The organism is Cupriavidus sp. SS-3, assembly GCF_035818815.1.
GTDB classification, from domain to species: domain Bacteria; phylum Pseudomonadota; class Gammaproteobacteria; order Burkholderiales; family Burkholderiaceae; genus Cupriavidus; species Cupriavidus taiwanensis_C.
Genome location: NZ_JAYLVT010000005.1, coordinates 289,230 through 303,883, shown reverse-complemented (window position 1 = coordinate 303,883; position 14,654 = coordinate 289,230). Strand labels below are relative to the sequence as shown.

The following is a 14,654-nucleotide window of genomic DNA, read 5'->3' as shown; positions in this document are numbered from 1 at the left end:
CAAGGAAAGGCTGGCCGCGGGCGGGCGCCCCGCCTCCGGGATTCCGGAATCCCGGACGGCGCGGATCCGGCAATCCGGAATAGCGGGCGGGCACAGGGTGCGCGAGGCGCCACCTGGCAGGGCCCGGGGTGCATGGCGGTGCGCGCAAAGCTGCCGCATATCGCGGCCCGGCGCTCGCAACGCCGTATAATTCCGAGCTTCCGTTCAATGCCGTCCGGGCCGTGCCGCCGTCCGGGGCCGTCTTCACACGTACGCATGCGCAGCTACTACCAGCACCACGTCTTTTTCTGCCTGAACCAGCGCGAGGCCGGCGAGAACTGCTGCGCCAACTACAACGCCAAGGCCATGCAGGAATACGCCAAGAAGCGCTGCAAGGAACTGGGCATCGCCGGCGGCGAAGGCCGCGTGCGCATCAACAAGGCGGGCTGCCTGAACCGCTGTGAACTCGGCCCGGTGCTGGTGGTCTACCCCGAGGCCATCTGGTACACCTATGTCGACGAGCATGACATCGATGAAATCATCGACAGCCACCTGCTCAAGGGCAAGCCGGTCGAGCGGCTGATGGTGGACCGCTGATGGTGGACCGCTGAACGAGAACGAAGTCCGCGGCGCTGCCGATGCCGCAGCGCCGATGCCAGACCCCGCCGCCCGCACGCCGGACGGTTTTTTCATTTTTGCCCCGGGATTTCCCGCCTGAGTTTCCCACCTGAGCCAGCTGGCCTCCTGATCGCTCCAGACCGCCCTATGAACGCGCATACCCAGGTACTTTCCATCGCCGGCCCCGTCGGCGCGATCGATGTGTCGGTGGACCTGCCGCAAGGCGAGCCCCGAGGCCTGGCGCTGGTGGCGCACCCGCATCCGCTGTTCGGCGGCACCAAGGACAACAAGGTTGCGCAGACGCTGGCGCGCGCCTTCGTGCAGCTGGGCTATGCCACCGTGCGCCCCAACTTCCGCGGCGTCGGCGCAACCGCCGGCGAGCATGACAACGGCATCGGCGAACAGGACGACCTGCTCGCCGTGGCGGCCTGGATGCGCCAGCAGACCGCGTGGTCGGCGCAGGCCGCGACGCTGCCGCTGGCGCTGGGCGGGTTCTCGTTCGGCAGCTTTGTCAGCACTCACGTGGCGCGCCGCCTGGCCGAGGCCGGCACCCCGGTGCAGCGCCTGGTGCTGGTGGGCACCGCCGCCAGCCGCTGGGAAGTCGCGCAGGTGCCGGCCGACACCATCGTGATCCATGGCGAACAGGACGACACCGTGCCGCTGGCCAGCGTGTTCGACTGGGCCCGCCCGCAGGAACTGCCGGTGATCGTGATCCCCGGCGCCGACCATTTCTTTCACCGCAAGCTGCACCTGATCAAGCAGCTCGTCGTCAATGCGTGGGACCGGTAAGGCCGGCACGCCGCCGTCCCGGAACTTCCCGCGCCACCTTCTTACTGTCGGAAAACAGAAACATGCTGAATAGAGCCACGACACGCCTTTCGTCCGCCTTTGCTCCCGCCGCCATCGCCGCCGCCATCGTGCTGGCCACCGCGCCCGCCGCCGTGCTGGCGCAGGGCGTGCCGATGCCCCAGGTCGCAGCCAAGTCGTGGATGCTGTATGACGTCACCAGCGGCCAGGCCCTGGCCTCGCAGAATGCCGATGCGCGCATCGAGCCGGCTTCGCTGACCAAGCTGATGACCGCCTACCTGGCGTTCGAGGCCCTCAAGGAAAAGCGCCTGACGCTGGACCAGGCGGTGGTGCCGACCAACCTGGTGCTCAAGGTGAAAAGCGACGAGTCGCGCATGTTCATCGAGCCCAACAAGCCGGTCACGGTGCAGGACCTGCTGCTGGGCCTGATCGTGCAGTCGGGCAACGACGCCGCGCTGGCGCTGGCCGAGGCCGTCGGCGGCTCGGAAGAGGGCTTCGTCGCGATGATGAACCGCGAGGCCCAGCGCATGGGCATGAAGAACACCCACTTCACCAATACCGACGGCATCCCCGACCCCAACCACTACACCACCGCGGTCGACCTGGCGACACTGACCACGCGCCTGATCAAGGACTTCCCCGAGTACTACAGCATGTACTCGCAGAAGGAGTTCACCTATAACAAGATCAGGCAGCCCAACCGCAACCGCCTGCTGTACATCGACTCGACCGTCGACGGCGTCAAGACCGGCCACACCAAGTCGGCCGGCTACTGCCTGATCTCGTCGGCCAAGCGGCCGCTGGCCAACGTGCCGGACGGCTCGCGCCGCCTGATCTCGATCGTGATCGGCACCACCACCGAACAGGTGCGCACCCAGGAAAGCCTGAAGATCCTCAACTACGGCTTCCAGTTCTTCGACACGCTGCGCCTGTACGACAAGGGCCAGGTGCTGGCCACGCCGGACATCTACAAGGGCAAGAGCGGCACGGTCAAGATCGGCGTGCAGAACGAGACCTTCGTCACCGTGCCCAAGGGCACCGGCGGGCGCCTCAAGCCGGTGCTGGAGCGCCAGGAACTGCTGATCGCGCCGATCTCGGCGGGCCAGCAGGTGGGCATGGTCAAGCTGATGGACGGCGCCAACAAGGTGGCCGAATTCCCGGTGGTGGCGCTGGAAGAGGTGCCCGAGGCCGGCTTCTTCGGCCGCCTGTGGGACACCATCCGCCTGTGGTTCAAGCGCAAGTGACCTGAATGCGCGCGAGCCGGAGCGCCACGCGGCGCGCCGGCCTCGCGCCGGAGAATCCGAGATGACGACCGACAACCAAGGCAGCGGCAACAAGCCCGGCGATATTCCGCCGGAGCAGTCGCTGATCGAATACCCGAGCCATTTCCCGATCAAGGTGATGGGCGCGATGCAGGACGGCTTCGCCGAAGCCATCGTCGCGCTGGTGCAGGAGTTCGATCCGGACTTCCACGCCGGCAAGATGGAAATGCGCCCGTCGAGCAAGGGCAACTACCTGGGCCTGACCGTGACGGTATGGGTCACCAGCCGCGAGCAGCTGGATGACCTGTACCGGGCGCTGACTGCGCATCCGATGGTGAAGGTGGTGCTGTAAGGCAGTAGAAGACTTTCCCTCCCGCTCTGTTTGCTCCCCTCTCCCGCCTGCGGGAGAGGGGAGCCACTCCCGCAGCGTGTGAAGCGCACGGGCCGCGGCACGCTCCCTTCCCATACCAACATGAACACCATCACCCTGAAACCCGGCAAGGAAAAATCCCTGCTGCGCCGCCACCCGTGGATCTATGCCACCGGCATTGCCACCACCGAAGGCCGCTGCGAGCCGGGCGCCACCGTGATCGTGCGCGCCGCCGACGGCCGCTTCCTGGCCAAGGCCGCCTACAGCCCCGAATCGCAGATCCGCGCGCGGGTGTGGACCTTCGACGAGAACGAGCCGGTCGACCACGCGCTGTTCAAGCGCCGCGTGGCGGCGGCCATCGCCTACCGGCGCCAGTGGGTGCGGGACAGCGACGCGGTACGGCTGATCTTCGGCGAATCGGACCGCCTGCCCGGCCTGATCGTCGACTACTACGGCAGCGGCGCCACGGGCCAGCTGGTGTGCCAGTTCAATTCCGCCGGCGTCGAGCACTGGAAGAGCGCGATCGTGCAGGCGCTGGTCAAGGAGACCGGCTGCCCCAATGTCTATGAGCGCTCCGACGCCGCCGTGCGCCAGCGCGAGGGGCTGGAGCTGGTCACCGGCGTGCTGGCCGGCGCCGAGCCCGATCCGGCACTGTCCGTGACCGAGCACGGCGTGCGCTATTACGTCGATGTGCGCAACGGCCACAAGACCGGCTTCTATGTCGACCAGCGCGACAACCGCAAGCTGGTCGGCGACCTCGCCGAAGGGCGCGAGGTGCTGAACTGCTTCTGCTATACCGGCGGCTTCTCGCTGGCGGCGTTGCGTGGCGGGGCGAAAGCGGTGACGTCGATCGATTCGTCGGGCGAGGCGCTGAAGATCGCCGCGGGCAACGTGACGCTGAACGGGTTTGATCCGGAGCGCGCGACCTGGCTCGACGCCGACGTGTTCAAGACGCTGCGCGAATTCCGCGCCGAGGGCCGCCAGTTCGACCTGATCGTGCTGGACCCGCCCAAGTTCGCGCCGTCGGCGCAGCATATCGATCGTGCCGCGCGCGCCTACAAGGAGATCAACCTGGTCGGCACGCAGCTGCTGCGCCCGGGCGGGCTGCTGTTCACCTACTCATGCTCGGGAGCGATCAGCATGGAGCTGTTCCAGAAGATCGTGGCGGGCGCGGTGACCGATGCTCGGGCGGATGCGCGCATCCTGCGCAGGCTGTCGGCGGGAACCGATCATCCGATGCTGGCGGCGTTCCCGGAAGGCGAGTATTTGAAGGGGTTGCTGCTGGAAAAAGTGGCCTGAGCTGAAGGCTAATTCCCATCACCGCCACATATTCCGCATCCGACTGGCCAGATCCACCGGCGCCAGCGCCGGCTTCACTGCGCCTTCCCCCGGCATCGGCGGTGGCGGCCACGAGCGGCTGTAGAAGTTCGGCATCACCCGGTTCGGCAAGAAGCGCGTGCGCGACGCATACACATGCCGGTCGCCGAAGCCCACCTGCTGGTGCACGTAGAACCGCTGCGGCACGATGACATCGAGGTGGTCCCTGGCCCGCGTCATCGCCACATAGAGCAGTCGCCGCTCCTCCTCGATCTCTTCGGTGGTGCCGGTGGCCAGGTCGCTCGGCATGCAGCCGTCGACGGCATTGAGCACATAGACCGCCTTCCACTCCTGGCCCTTGGCCGAATGGATGGTCGACAGGATCAGGTAATCCTCGTCGCGCGAGGGCACGCCGGATTCATCGCTGGAGGCGCTGGGCGGGTCCAGCGTCAGCTCGGTCAGGAAGCGCTCGCGCGCGCCATAGGTGGCGGCGATACGCTCCAGTTGCTGCAGGTCGGCCTGGCGCGCGGGGGCATCGTCGTGCAGGCGTTCGAGGTGCGGCGTGTACCAGGCCAGCACCTGTTCGAATTCGGACGGCCACGGCGAGGTCGGTGCCATCAGCGCGCGCGCCAGCGCAAGCAGGTCGGCCCACGCCGGCGCGGCGGCCGGCGGCGGCTCGAATTCCTGCAGCGAGAACAGCGGCTCGGTCGCCAGCGCCATGGCATCGAGCACGCGTGCCGCGGTCTTGGGGCCGATGCCGGGCAGCAGCTGCAGCGTGCGGAACCCCGCCATGCGGTCGCGCGGGTTCTCGAGCCAGCGCACCACCGCCAGCACATCCTTGACGTGGGTCGATTCCAGGAACTTGAGCCCGCCGAATTTCACGAACGGGATATTGCGCCGCGCCAGCTCGATCTCTACCTGCGCGCTGTGGTCGGCGGCGCGGAACAGCACCGCCTGTGCCATCAGCGCCAGGCCGGCCTCGCGCCGCGCCAGCACCTGCTCGACCACGTAGCGGGCCTGGTCGGCCTCATCGTTGACCACGATCACGCCGGGCTTCTCGGCCGAGGCGCGCTCGGACCACAGGTCCTTGGTATAGCGCTCGGCCGCGAGCCCGATCACCGCGTTGGCGGCCTGCAGGATCGGCTGCGTCGAGCGGTAGTTCTGCGACAGCGTGACCTGCTGCGCGGCCGGCGTGAACTGCGACGGGAAATCCAGGATATTGCGCACGGTGGCGCCGCGGAAGGCGTAGATCGACTGCGCGTCGTCGCCGACCACGGTCAGGCCGCGGCCATCGGGGCGCATGGCCAGCAGGATCGACGCCTGCAGCGCATTGGTGTCCTGGTATTCGTCGACCAGGATATGGTCGAAGCGCGTGCCCATGTCCTGCGCGATGGCGGGCTCGGCCATGGCCTGGGCCCAGTACAGCAGCAGGTCGTCGTAGTCGAGCACGTGCTGCTTCTGCTTGGCCTCGACATAGCCGGCGAACAGCGTGCGCAGCGCATCGGCCCACATCGCATAGCGCGGGAACTGCTGCCTGAGCACGTCTTCCAGCGGCGCCTGGGTGTTGACCACGCGCGAATAGATCGACAGGCAGGTTTCCTTCTTCGGGAAGCGGCTGGCGGTCTCCGACAGGCCCAGGTCGTGGCGCACCACGTGCATCAGGTCGGCGGAGTCGCCGCGGTCGCTGATGGTGAAGGCCGGCGACAGGCCCAGGGTCTCGGCGTATTCGCGCAGCAGCCGCGCGCCGATGGCGTGGAAGGTGCCGGACCACTGCAGCGCCGCGCGCCCGGCGCCGGTGCTGGTGCCCAGCGCCTGGTCGACGATGCGCTCGACGCGCCGCCCCATCTCCGCCGCGGCGCGGCGCGAGAACGTCAGCAGCAGGATGCGGCGCGGATCGGCGCCGGCCAGCACCAGGTGCGCGACCCGGTGCGCCAGCGTATTGGTCTTGCCCGAGCCGGCGCCGGCGATGATCAGCAGCGGCGCGTCGCTGCCGTGCTCGACCGCGGCGCGCTGCTCCGGATTGAGCCGGGACAGGTAGGCGGGGAGCGCTTCGGCGTCAGGGGTGGCGGCTTCGGCTGATTCAGCCGCGGGGGCAAGGTCCAGGGTCACGGGTTGGGGCGGGCAGGACACGCGATGAGAAAACTGGCGCCAACTGTATATCCATACAGCCCGCGGGCGCAACCCGCCGCGCGCGGGATCGGTCCCGAAAACAAAAAAAGGTGCTCGATGAGCACCTTTTGTCGTGTGTTCGCAGCGCTGAGTTACGCTGACTTTGCCAGCGCGCCGTCGAGCAGCTTGTGCAGCGCTTCCCATTCGGGCTCGCCGACATAGCGCTTCAGGATGCGGCCTTCCTTGTCGATCACGAAGGTGGTAGGCGTCAGGCCCACATTGCCAAAGGCCTTGGCCGCGCTGCCGTCGCTGTCCATCGCCACCTTGAACGGCAGCCCGCGCGTCTTGGCGAAGTTCATCACGTACATGGGCGGGTCGTAGTTCATCGCCACCGCGACGAATTCCAGGCCCTTGCCCTTGAACTGCTCGTAGGTCTTGACCATGTCCGGCATCTCCTTGATGCAGGTGGCGCAGCTGGTGGCCCAGAAGTTGACCAGGTAGACCTTGCCCTTGAGGTCGGCGGTGCTGACTTTTTCGCCGGACAGCAGCGTGAAGGTGGCGGCCGGCGCGGTACCGGACGGCGACAGCGCGCGGTAGCCGAACCAGCCCAGCAGCGCCAGCACCACCACGGCGGCGACGATGGGCCAGGGCTTGCGGGAGGTCTTGGAGGCGGGGGTAGTGGTCATGGGAATCCGGCTGAAGCCGCTTCGTTGGTGCAGGGAGGACCGGGCGGGGCCGATCAGCAGTGGGACATTCTAATGCGGCAGGCGTTCGCGCGCTGCGCGGTACCGCCTTGCGGTGATGCGCTGGAACCCTTCCGTCACTTGCGCGCGGCGACGGCGGCGCGCGCCTGCGCCAGCGCCTGTTCCAGGTAGGCGCCGTAGAAGTCGGGCTGCATGCCGCGCAGCGGGTTGGCGGCGGCGCGGCCCTGGCGGTCCAGGAACAGCACCGTCGGCGCCACCCGGACCTGGTGCGCGCGGGCCCAGGCGCGCGCGGTGGTCTGGCTGCCGTCGGCATCACGCAGCGGGGTGTCGGCGGTCATGTCGAGCTCGCGCACGGCGATTTCGCCCGCGGTGGCCTGCGGGCCCAGGTAGTTGCGGCGCACCGCGTCGCAATAGCCGCAGCCCGGCATCGACACCAGCACCACCAGCGGCTCGCCGCGGCGCGCGGCGTCGGCGCCGTGGGCGGCGAGGTCCGTGGCCGGCGGCAGGTGCGCCGGGCCCGCGGCGGACACGCCGGCCATCGCCGCCAGCAACACGCCCGCGGCCAGCCAGTGCAGACGGGTGCCGGCGGCAGGAGTTAGGGCGAGGCGGGAGGCAGGCATGGCGGTTCGCGGGGCGGCACAGGTGGGACAGGCGGCGCGGCAAGCACTGGCGCGCCGCTTCCGGGATAATACCGGTTTCCGCGCGCCGGCGACCGCGCCCGCGCGCGCCGTCCCGAGCCTGTGCTTCCGTCCCGTTTTCCATGCGTCCCGTGCCGCCCCCGCCGAGCCTTGCTGCCGCGCCCCGCTGGTCCCTCACATGCTGTGCCGCGCTGCTCGCGCTGGCCCTGTGCGCCTGTTCGCCGCGCTATGACTGGCGCACCATCCAGTCGGGCGAGGGCGGCTACGCCGCGCTCTATCCCGGCAAGCCCACCAGCGCCGCGCGCGACGTGACCATTGCCGGGCGCAAGCTGCCGATGACGATGGAGGCCGCACGCGTCGACGACACGCTCTTCGCCGTCGGCGTGGTGACCCTGCCCGCCGACGATGAAGCGCTGCGGCGCGAGGCCCTGGCGGCGATGCAGGCCGGCCTGCTGGCCAACCTGGGCACGCTGTCGGGCGAGCCGCGCACGCGGCCGGTCACCATCATGAGCGCGGACCGGCCGGGCCGCCCGCTGGCCGGGCTGGAGCTGCAGGCCAGCGGCGTGTCGCCGCAGGACCAGTCGCCGCGCCGGCTCAGCGCGCGGCTGGTGGCGGTGGGCACGCGCGCCTTCCAGGCGGTGGTGCTGGAATCCGGCGAGGCCGCGCGCGACGCGCGCCAGGCCGAGCAGGTGGAGCAGTTCCTGGGCGGGTTCCACCCGCTCTGAGGCGCCGCCGCGCCGCAGCGAATCACAGGTGCCGGGGGGGCGATGCGCCGCCCCGCATGTTGCAGTCATAGGAGAGTTGAAATGCGTTGGGAAGTCTGGTTGGCCTATTTCGCCGCGTGCTGGGTGATCGCGGTGTCGCCGGGGTCGGGTGCGGTGCTGTCGATGAGCCATGGCCTGTCATACGGGCTGCGCCGGACCACCACCACCATCTTCGGCCTGCAAGCCGGGCTGGTGATCGTGCTGCTGGTGGCCGGCGGCGGGCTGGGCGCGCTGCTGCTGGCCTCCGAGCAGGCCTTCATGGTGGTCAAGACCATCGGCGCGCTGTACCTGATCTATCTCGGCATCCAGCAATGGCGTGCCCGCGTGGAAGCGGATGCGGCGCAGGACGGCGGCCCGGTGCGCGTGGCCGTGATGAGCCGGCGCCGCCGTTTTGCGACGGGCTTGCTGACCAACGTGACCAACCCCAAGGGCATCATCTTCATGGTCGCGGTGCTGCCGCAGTTCATCGACCCGAACCGGCCGCTGGCGCTGCAGCTGGCGATCCTGGCGGCCACCATGTGCTGCGTCGACCTGGTGGTGATGCATGGCTACGCGCTGCTGGCGTCGCGCATGCAGGGGCTGTTCCGCAATGCCCGCGCGGTGCTGTGGCAGAACCGGTTTTTCGGCAGCGTGCTGATGGCGGTGGGCGCGGCGCTGTTCTTCGTGCGCCGCCAGCACGCCTGAGCGGCGCGGCATCCGCACTGGCGCGCGCTCGCGGGGTTTGCTTCAATGAGGAAGTAAGCCCGCCACGGAGTCCCCGCATGCCTGCCTCGCTGAACCCGATCGCCGGTGCGCGCCTGCAGCCGCGCCATACCGTGCCCCCGGTGGAAGAGCCCGCGCCGCCGGGCGTGCCGCCCGATGTGCCGCTGTCGCCCGAGGACGACCCGCCCCCGCCGCCGGTGGAACCACCAGTGGCCGGCGCCGCCGGGCGCTACTGCTTCAGTTCGTAGAAGTCGTTCAGGCAGTACGCGTCGGTCAGCTCGACCGGCTTGTCGCCATGGGTGTAGCCAGTGCGGCGGATATGCAGCAGCGGCTCGCCCGGCTCGATCCCCAGGCGCGCGGCCAGTTCCGCCGTGGCGACCACCGCGCGCAGCGTCTCGGTGACGCGCAGCACCGGCTTGCCGATCCGCTCCAGGAAGGCGTAGAGCGATTCGCCGATGGCGCTGGCATCGGGCACCACGGCCAGCGCCAGCGTGGTCACGTCCATCCAGTAGATCTGTCCATCGGCCTTGCGCAGCCGCGTCAGCCGGACGATCTCGTCGCCCTCGGCCAGGGCCAGTTCCGCGCTTTCCTGCGCGGTGGCGCGGCGGCGCTCGAACCCCACCAGCTCGCTCGCCGGCGTCATGCCGCGCCGGCGCGCCAGCTCGCTGAAGTTGTCCAGCCGCGCCGGCCTGGGCTCGGCGCGCGGGGCGATGAAGGTGCCCGCGCCGCGGTTGCGCGTAATGGTGCCTTCCTCGGCCAGCACCTGCAGCGCGTGCCGCGCGGTGACACGCGAAATCCCCAGCGAATCGACCAGCGTGCGTTCCGACGGCAGCGCATCCCCCGCCCGCCATTGCCCCGCCTGGATGGCCGCGGTGAGCTTGCGCGCTACCTGCAGGTAGATCGGCGTGGCGTCGGCCTCGTCGGGCCGCAGCGCCTGCAGCCTTTGATCCATGCGACTCCTCATGGGTACCAGGGCCTGATGTCGGTGATACCACTTTAGGACATTTAATCGCCCTGCGGGGGAGTGGAGTGCAGGGGGTGACGCCCATGCCATGCGCACGGTATCCGTCAATTGGTACTGCATAGCCCGGGCATGCCCGGACGGCATTGCGGCAGGGCACTTGGCTACGGAACCCTTTGCGGTTTGCGCTTTTTTGTGGGCCACCGAACTTTCGTCCCACGCCTGCCTGTGATACTGCCGCAGCACCGTCGTTGAATACCAGTTCAATGCATCTTGGTCGAAGTGGCTCGAACCGGTATCCCCGTTTTGGCGTGAATCGTTCATCGTTACGCTGACCGGGCAGGACTCCGGTGCTCCGTCCGCTTGCGATGGCACGGATGATGCGGATGGTCCGATGGCGTTTGCCGCTGTGCCGGCCGGCCAGCCGCAATAGCCGCGCAACGTGACCGAGACATGCTGGTCCGGCAGACTGCACGAACAACGCAAACAATGCCGGCTTGCCCCGCCCCCGGCCAACCTCATCCGCCCCATCGGCACGCAAGGAGCCCGTCATGCCAACCTCCCGCACCGTCTCCGCCTTCGGCACGGCCGACGCCCGGCCGCTCGACCTCGTCATCTTCGGCGGCGCCGGCGACCTGTCGGCGCGCAAGCTGCTGCCCTCGCTCTACATGTGCCACCGCGACGGCAACCTGCCCGACGGCACCCGCATCCTCGGCGTGGGCCGGCACCGCTGGGACCGCGAGGCCTTTGTCAATTTTGCCGACGAAAGCGCACAACCGTTTGTCGATGCGCGCTATATCGAGGCCGCCAAATGGCAGGCCTTCCTGCAGCGGCTGGATTTCGTCCATCTCGACGCCGCGCAGGCGGCGGACTACCCGGCGCTGGCCGCGCAACTGCGCAACGATGCGCTGCGGATCTACTACATGGCGATGCCCCCCGGGCTGTTCGCCGCCACCTGCGACAACCTCGCCAGCCACGGACTGATTGCCGACGACACCCGGCTGGTGCTGGAAAAACCGCTGGGCGTGGACCTGGCGTCAGCGATCGACATCGGCGAGGTGGTCAGCCGCTATTTCAGCGAGGACCGCACCTACCGCATCGACCACTACCTGGGCAAGGAGACGGTGCAGAACCTGATGGCGCTGCGCTTCGGCAATTCGATCTTCGAGCCGCTGTGGCGCACGCCGTTCGTGCGCAGCGTGCAGATCACCGTGGCCGAGACCGTGGGCGTGGGCACGCGCGGCGGCTTCTACGACGAGGCCGGGGCCATGCGCGACATGGTGCAGAACCACCTGCTGCAGCTGGTCAGCATCCTGGCGATGGAGCCGCCCGCGTCGCTCAACTCCGACGCGGTGCGCGATGAAAAGCTCAAGGTGCTGCGCTCGCTGCGGCCGATGTCGCCCGAGGACGTGCGCCGCAATACCGTGCGCGGCCAGTACACCGCGGGTGCCATCGGCGGCGAGCTGGTGCGCGGCTACTTGCAGGAAGACGGGATTCCGCCCGACAGCCGCACCGAGACCTTTGTCGCGATGCGGGCCGAGCTTGGCACCTGGCGCTGGAACCAGGTGCCGTTCTACCTGCGCACCGGCAAGCGCATGCAGGAGCGCGTGACCGAGGTGGTGATCCACTTCGCCGAGGTGCCGCACTCCATCTTCGACCCGGGCAGCACGCTGCAGCCCAACCGCATGGTGATCCGGCTGCAGCCGGAAGAATCGGTGCGGCTGACGCTGATGGTGAAGCAGCCGGGCGAGGGCATGAAGCTCAAGCCGCTGAGCCTGGCGCTGAACCTCGACTCGGCCTTCACCACGCGCCGCGCAGAAGCCTACGAGCGCCTGCTGCTCGACGTCATCCGCGGCCGGCTGGCGCTGTTCGTGCGGCGCGACGAACTGCAGGCCGCATGGACCTGGGTCGATCCGATCCTGGAGGCCTGGCGCGCGCAGGACGAGGGCCCGCGCCCCTATACCGCCGGCACCTGGGGGCCGGCGGCATCGTCGGCGTTCATGGCGCGCGAGGGCGTGCAGTGGTCGGAAGAGGCCTGAGGCACAGCGCCCGCGCCGTCCTGCCTCAGGTGCCGCCCGCGGCCTGATCGTCGATTTCGGCGAGCAGATGGCGCAGCACGCGTGTTGCCGCGCTGCTGTCGTCGGCATCCATCCCGGCCGTGAGCGCGTGCAGCCGCGCCACACGCTCGTCCAGGGCGCGGTCGATCAGGTCCTTGCCGGCCGGTGTCAGCTCCACTTCCAGGCGGCGCCGGTCGTTGGGGTCGCGCAGGCGGCGCACCAACCCTTTTTCTTCCAGCCGGTCCAGCAGCACCGTCATGGTGCCCGTGGTCAGGATCGCGATCCGGCTCAGGTCTGACGGCGACGCGGTTTGAGGATAGCGGCGGCGCAGCGCCGCCAGCACCTGGAATTGCCCGGCCGAGATGCCGTGCGCCTGCGACAGGCGGCCGAGCTCCCGCTCCAGGATGCCGCCGAGGCGTATCACGCGGATCAGCAGGTCCGCGTGCTCCAACTGCAGATCCGGGCGCGCCGTGCGCCACTCGGCAAGAAACTGGTCGACGTAGTCATAAGTAGTCATGCGGCCATTCTACTTGAGTCCAAATCATTCGACAAAAAATAACTTGAATTCAAGTTACTTGAGATATAGCATTCGAGCCATCACGAATCGGGAGGCGCTGGACGCCACCGCAACGAACGGGGACAACAACGATGTCTGGTGGTTTTTCAGGGGTGCACACGCACGACGGGTCTGCCGCAAGCCACCCGGCGCGGTGCGAGGAAGGTGGGGCGGGTTGCCCGCGCGCGGTGCGCGAGGCGTTCGATGCGGCTTGCAGCCGCTACGCGGACCGGCCGTTCCTTCATATCCCGCAGCAAGCTGCCGCCGCGTATGGGAATCAGCCGGTGGAGTGGACCTATGGCCACGCCGGCCAGCGCATCCGGGAACTGGAAGCCGCGCTGCGCCATGCCGGGCTGGCCCGTGGGCAGCGCGTGGCGCTGCTGCTCGACAACCGCGCTGAATTCTTCCTGTGGTGGCTGGCCCTCAACGGCATCGGCGCTTCGGTGGTGCCGCTGAACGCGGAGAGCAGCGCGGCCGAGCTTGCGCATGTGCTGCGCGACAGCGGCGCCGCGCTGGTGCTGGCGCTGGCAGAGCGCTGGCAGGCGCTCGCGCCGGCACTGGCCGCCACCGGCCTGGCGCTGCCGCCGGTGTACAGCGTCGATGGCGGGGCGGCGGCGCTGCCAGCGCCGCGGGGCGGCCGCACTGCGGCCGACGACGAGTGCGCGCTGGTTTATACGTCGGGCAGCACCGGCCTGCCCAAGGGCTGCATGCTGTCGAACGCCTACATGCTGGCGTTCGGCCGCTGGTATATCTCGCTGGGCGGGCTGTGCGCGCTCGCGCCCGGCGCCGAGCGCCTGATCACGCCGCTGCCGCTGGTGCACATGAATGCGCTGGCGTGTTCGTCGATGGCGATGATCCTCAGCGGCGGCTGCATCGTGCAGCTGGACCGCTTCCATCCCAATACGTGGTGGCAAACCGTCGCGCAGAGCGGCGCCACCATCGTGCATTACCTCGGCGTGATGCCGGCCATGCTGCTGCAACTGCCGCCGCAGCCGGGCGACCAGGCGCATGCGGTGCGATTCGGCTTCGGCGCCGGCGCGCACCCGAAGCACCAGGCCGCATTCGAAGCCCGCTTCGGTTTCCCGCTGGTCGAATCTTGGTCGATGACGGAAGTCGGGGCGGGCGCGGCGGTGGCGGCCAATGTCGAGCCGCGGCATCCGGGCCTGCGCTGCTTCGGCCGGCCCGCGCCCCATATGGAATACCGCATCGTCGACGAGCACGGCAGCGACGTGCTGCCGGGCGCAGCCGGAGAGCTGCAGGTGCGCGCCGCCGGCAGCGATCCGCGCGCCGGCTTCTTCTCGGGCTATGCCAACCAGCCGGAGCTGACCGAAGCCGCATGGGCGGGCGGCTATTTCCATACCGGCGACATCGTCCGGCAGGGCCGCGACGGTTCGCTGTACTTCGTCGACCGCAAGAAAAGCATCATCCGCCGCAGCGGCGAGAACATCGCCTCGCTGGAAGTGGAGGCAGTGCTCAACCAGCTGCCCATGGTGCACCAGGTGGGCGTGGGTCCGGTCGACGACGAAATCCGGGGCGAGGAAGTCATGGCCTGCATCGAGCTCGCCCCCGGGCATGCACCCGCGCATGCGCTGGCGCTGGAAATCTTTGCGGCAGCGGCGCAGCGGCTGCCGTACTTCAAGCTGCCCGGCTATATCGCCTTCGTGAGCGAGCTGCCGCTGACCGCCTCGCACAAGCTGCAGCGCGGCGCGCTCAAGGAAACCATGCGCGCCCTCGTCAGCGAGCAGGCGGTGTTCGACCTGCGCGCGATGAAGAAGCGTTCCGTGTCCGGCGCCGCCGGGCGCGGCTGACG

General features: G+C 68.9%; 15 protein-coding genes. 10 read left to right on the top strand and 5 right to left on the bottom strand.

Features of this window, described 5'->3' with window-relative positions; all coding sequences use genetic code 11:
• Positions 1-255: 255 nt before the first annotated feature.
• The 5 genes from U9J39_RS11050 to U9J39_RS11030 all read left to right on the top strand — a co-directional run bounded on the left by U9J39_RS11050 (position 256) and on the right by U9J39_RS11030 (position 4,335).
• On the top strand, positions 256-576 hold the full coding sequence (locus U9J39_RS11050; protein WP_012351580.1) for a (2Fe-2S) ferredoxin domain-containing protein: 321 nt from the start codon (positions 256-258) through the stop codon (positions 574-576).
• Positions 577-744: 168 nt separating this feature from the next.
• Positions 745-1,386: an alpha/beta hydrolase gene (locus tag U9J39_RS11045; RefSeq protein ID WP_012351581.1), complete on the top strand. Its 642-nt coding sequence runs from the start codon at positions 745-747 to the stop codon at positions 1,384-1,386.
• A gap of 62 nt (positions 1,387-1,448) precedes the next feature.
• Positions 1,449-2,648, top strand: a complete 1,200-nt coding sequence (locus U9J39_RS11040) for a D-alanyl-D-alanine carboxypeptidase family protein (protein ID WP_116312081.1) — start codon at positions 1,449-1,451, stop codon at positions 2,646-2,648.
• 61 nt (positions 2,649-2,709) lie between these two features.
• Positions 2,710-3,018, top strand: coding sequence for a YbeD family protein (locus tag U9J39_RS11035; protein ID WP_111521801.1), 309 nt, complete (start codon positions 2,710-2,712; stop codon positions 3,016-3,018).
• Positions 3,019-3,138: 120 nt separating this feature from the next.
• Entirely contained in the window at positions 3,139-4,335 is a 1,197-nt protein-coding gene (locus tag U9J39_RS11030; protein WP_116312082.1) for a class I SAM-dependent rRNA methyltransferase, read from the top strand.
• 18 nt (positions 4,336-4,353) lie between these two features.
• On the opposite strand, the gene U9J39_RS11025 is transcribed toward U9J39_RS11030, so the two are convergent.
• The 3 genes from U9J39_RS11025 to U9J39_RS11015 form a co-directional block, all read right to left on the bottom strand.
• Positions 4,354-6,462 (bottom strand): ATP-dependent helicase, encoded by a 2,109-nt coding sequence (locus tag U9J39_RS11025; protein WP_326347041.1) that lies wholly within the window; start codon positions 6,460-6,462, stop codon positions 4,354-4,356.
• Positions 6,463-6,614: 152 nt separating this feature from the next.
• Positions 6,615-7,148 (bottom strand): TlpA disulfide reductase family protein, encoded by a 534-nt coding sequence (locus U9J39_RS11020; protein WP_115679235.1) that lies wholly within the window; start codon positions 7,146-7,148, stop codon positions 6,615-6,617.
• Positions 7,149-7,282: 134 nt separating this feature from the next.
• Positions 7,283-7,786: a thioredoxin fold domain-containing protein gene (locus U9J39_RS11015; RefSeq protein ID WP_116312084.1), complete on the bottom strand. Its 504-nt coding sequence runs from the start codon at positions 7,784-7,786 to the stop codon at positions 7,283-7,285.
• Positions 7,787-7,926: 140 nt separating this feature from the next.
• Here U9J39_RS11015 and U9J39_RS11010 point away from each other — a divergent pair, with 140 nt between their 5' ends.
• From U9J39_RS11010 to U9J39_RS11000, 3 genes are all read left to right on the top strand, one after another.
• Positions 7,927-8,529, top strand: coding sequence for a hypothetical protein (locus U9J39_RS11010; RefSeq protein ID WP_326347040.1), 603 nt, complete (start codon positions 7,927-7,929; stop codon positions 8,527-8,529).
• An 81-nt stretch (positions 8,530-8,610) separates the two neighbouring features.
• Positions 8,611-9,252, top strand: a complete 642-nt coding sequence (locus U9J39_RS11005) for a LysE family transporter (RefSeq protein ID WP_115679238.1) — start codon at positions 8,611-8,613, stop codon at positions 9,250-9,252.
• Positions 9,253-9,329: 77 nt separating this feature from the next.
• On the top strand, positions 9,330-9,518 hold the full coding sequence (locus U9J39_RS11000; RefSeq protein WP_111521806.1) for a hypothetical protein: 189 nt from the start codon (positions 9,330-9,332) through the stop codon (positions 9,516-9,518).
• On the opposite strand, the gene U9J39_RS10995 is transcribed toward U9J39_RS11000, so the two are convergent.
• Positions 9,500-10,222 carry a GntR family transcriptional regulator gene (locus U9J39_RS10995; RefSeq protein WP_115707956.1) on the bottom strand — a complete coding sequence of 241 codons (723 nt, stop codon included), beginning with the start codon at positions 10,220-10,222 and terminating at the stop codon, positions 9,500-9,502. The two genes, U9J39_RS11000 and U9J39_RS10995, sit on opposite strands and share 19 nt — an antisense overlap.
• Positions 10,223-10,782: 560 nt before the next feature.
• Here U9J39_RS10995 and zwf point away from each other — a divergent pair.
• Entirely contained in the window at positions 10,783-12,270 is a 1,488-nt protein-coding gene (gene zwf, locus U9J39_RS10990; protein ID WP_115707958.1) for a glucose-6-phosphate dehydrogenase, read from the top strand.
• A 25-nt stretch (positions 12,271-12,295) separates the two neighbouring features.
• Here the strand turns inward: zwf and U9J39_RS10985 are convergent, their stop codons facing one another.
• On the bottom strand, positions 12,296-12,805 hold the full coding sequence (locus U9J39_RS10985) for a MarR family winged helix-turn-helix transcriptional regulator (protein ID WP_115679241.1): 510 nt from the start codon (positions 12,803-12,805) through the stop codon (positions 12,296-12,298).
• A gap of 227 nt (positions 12,806-13,032) precedes the next feature.
• On the opposite strand from U9J39_RS10985, the gene U9J39_RS10980 reads away from it, so the two are divergent.
• A complete protein-coding gene (locus U9J39_RS10980) occupies positions 13,033-14,652 on the top strand; it encodes an AMP-binding protein (RefSeq protein ID WP_326347057.1) in 1,620 nt (539 codons plus the stop codon).
• The last annotated feature ends 2 nt before the right edge of the window (positions 14,653-14,654 follow it).

Coding starts and splice junctions, on each gene's coding strand:
- U9J39_RS11000 (WP_111521806.1), top strand. CDS start 9,330: ATGCCTGCCTCGCTGAACCCGATCGCCGGTGCGCGCCTGCAGCCGCGC.
- U9J39_RS10995 (WP_115707956.1), bottom strand. CDS start 10,222: ATGGATCAAAGGCTGCAGGCGCTGCGGCCCGACGAGGCCGACGCCACG.
- U9J39_RS11050 (WP_012351580.1), top strand. CDS start 256: ATGCGCAGCTACTACCAGCACCACGTCTTTTTCTGCCTGAACCAGCGC.
- U9J39_RS11015 (WP_116312084.1), bottom strand. CDS start 7,786: ATGCCTGCCTCCCGCCTCGCCCTAACTCCTGCCGCCGGCACCCGTCTG.
- U9J39_RS11010 (WP_326347040.1), top strand. CDS start 7,927: ATGCGTCCCGTGCCGCCCCCGCCGAGCCTTGCTGCCGCGCCCCGCTGG.
- U9J39_RS11040 (WP_116312081.1), top strand. CDS start 1,449: ATGCTGAATAGAGCCACGACACGCCTTTCGTCCGCCTTTGCTCCCGCC.
- U9J39_RS11035 (WP_111521801.1), top strand. CDS start 2,710: ATGACGACCGACAACCAAGGCAGCGGCAACAAGCCCGGCGATATTCCG.
- U9J39_RS11005 (WP_115679238.1), top strand. CDS start 8,611: ATGCGTTGGGAAGTCTGGTTGGCCTATTTCGCCGCGTGCTGGGTGATC.
- U9J39_RS11030 (WP_116312082.1), top strand. CDS start 3,139: ATGAACACCATCACCCTGAAACCCGGCAAGGAAAAATCCCTGCTGCGC.
- U9J39_RS10985 (WP_115679241.1), bottom strand. CDS start 12,805: ATGACTACTTATGACTACGTCGACCAGTTTCTTGCCGAGTGGCGCACG.
- U9J39_RS11045 (WP_012351581.1), top strand. CDS start 745: ATGAACGCGCATACCCAGGTACTTTCCATCGCCGGCCCCGTCGGCGCG.
- zwf (WP_115707958.1), top strand. CDS start 10,783: ATGCCAACCTCCCGCACCGTCTCCGCCTTCGGCACGGCCGACGCCCGG.
- U9J39_RS11020 (WP_115679235.1), bottom strand. CDS start 7,148: ATGACCACTACCCCCGCCTCCAAGACCTCCCGCAAGCCCTGGCCCATC.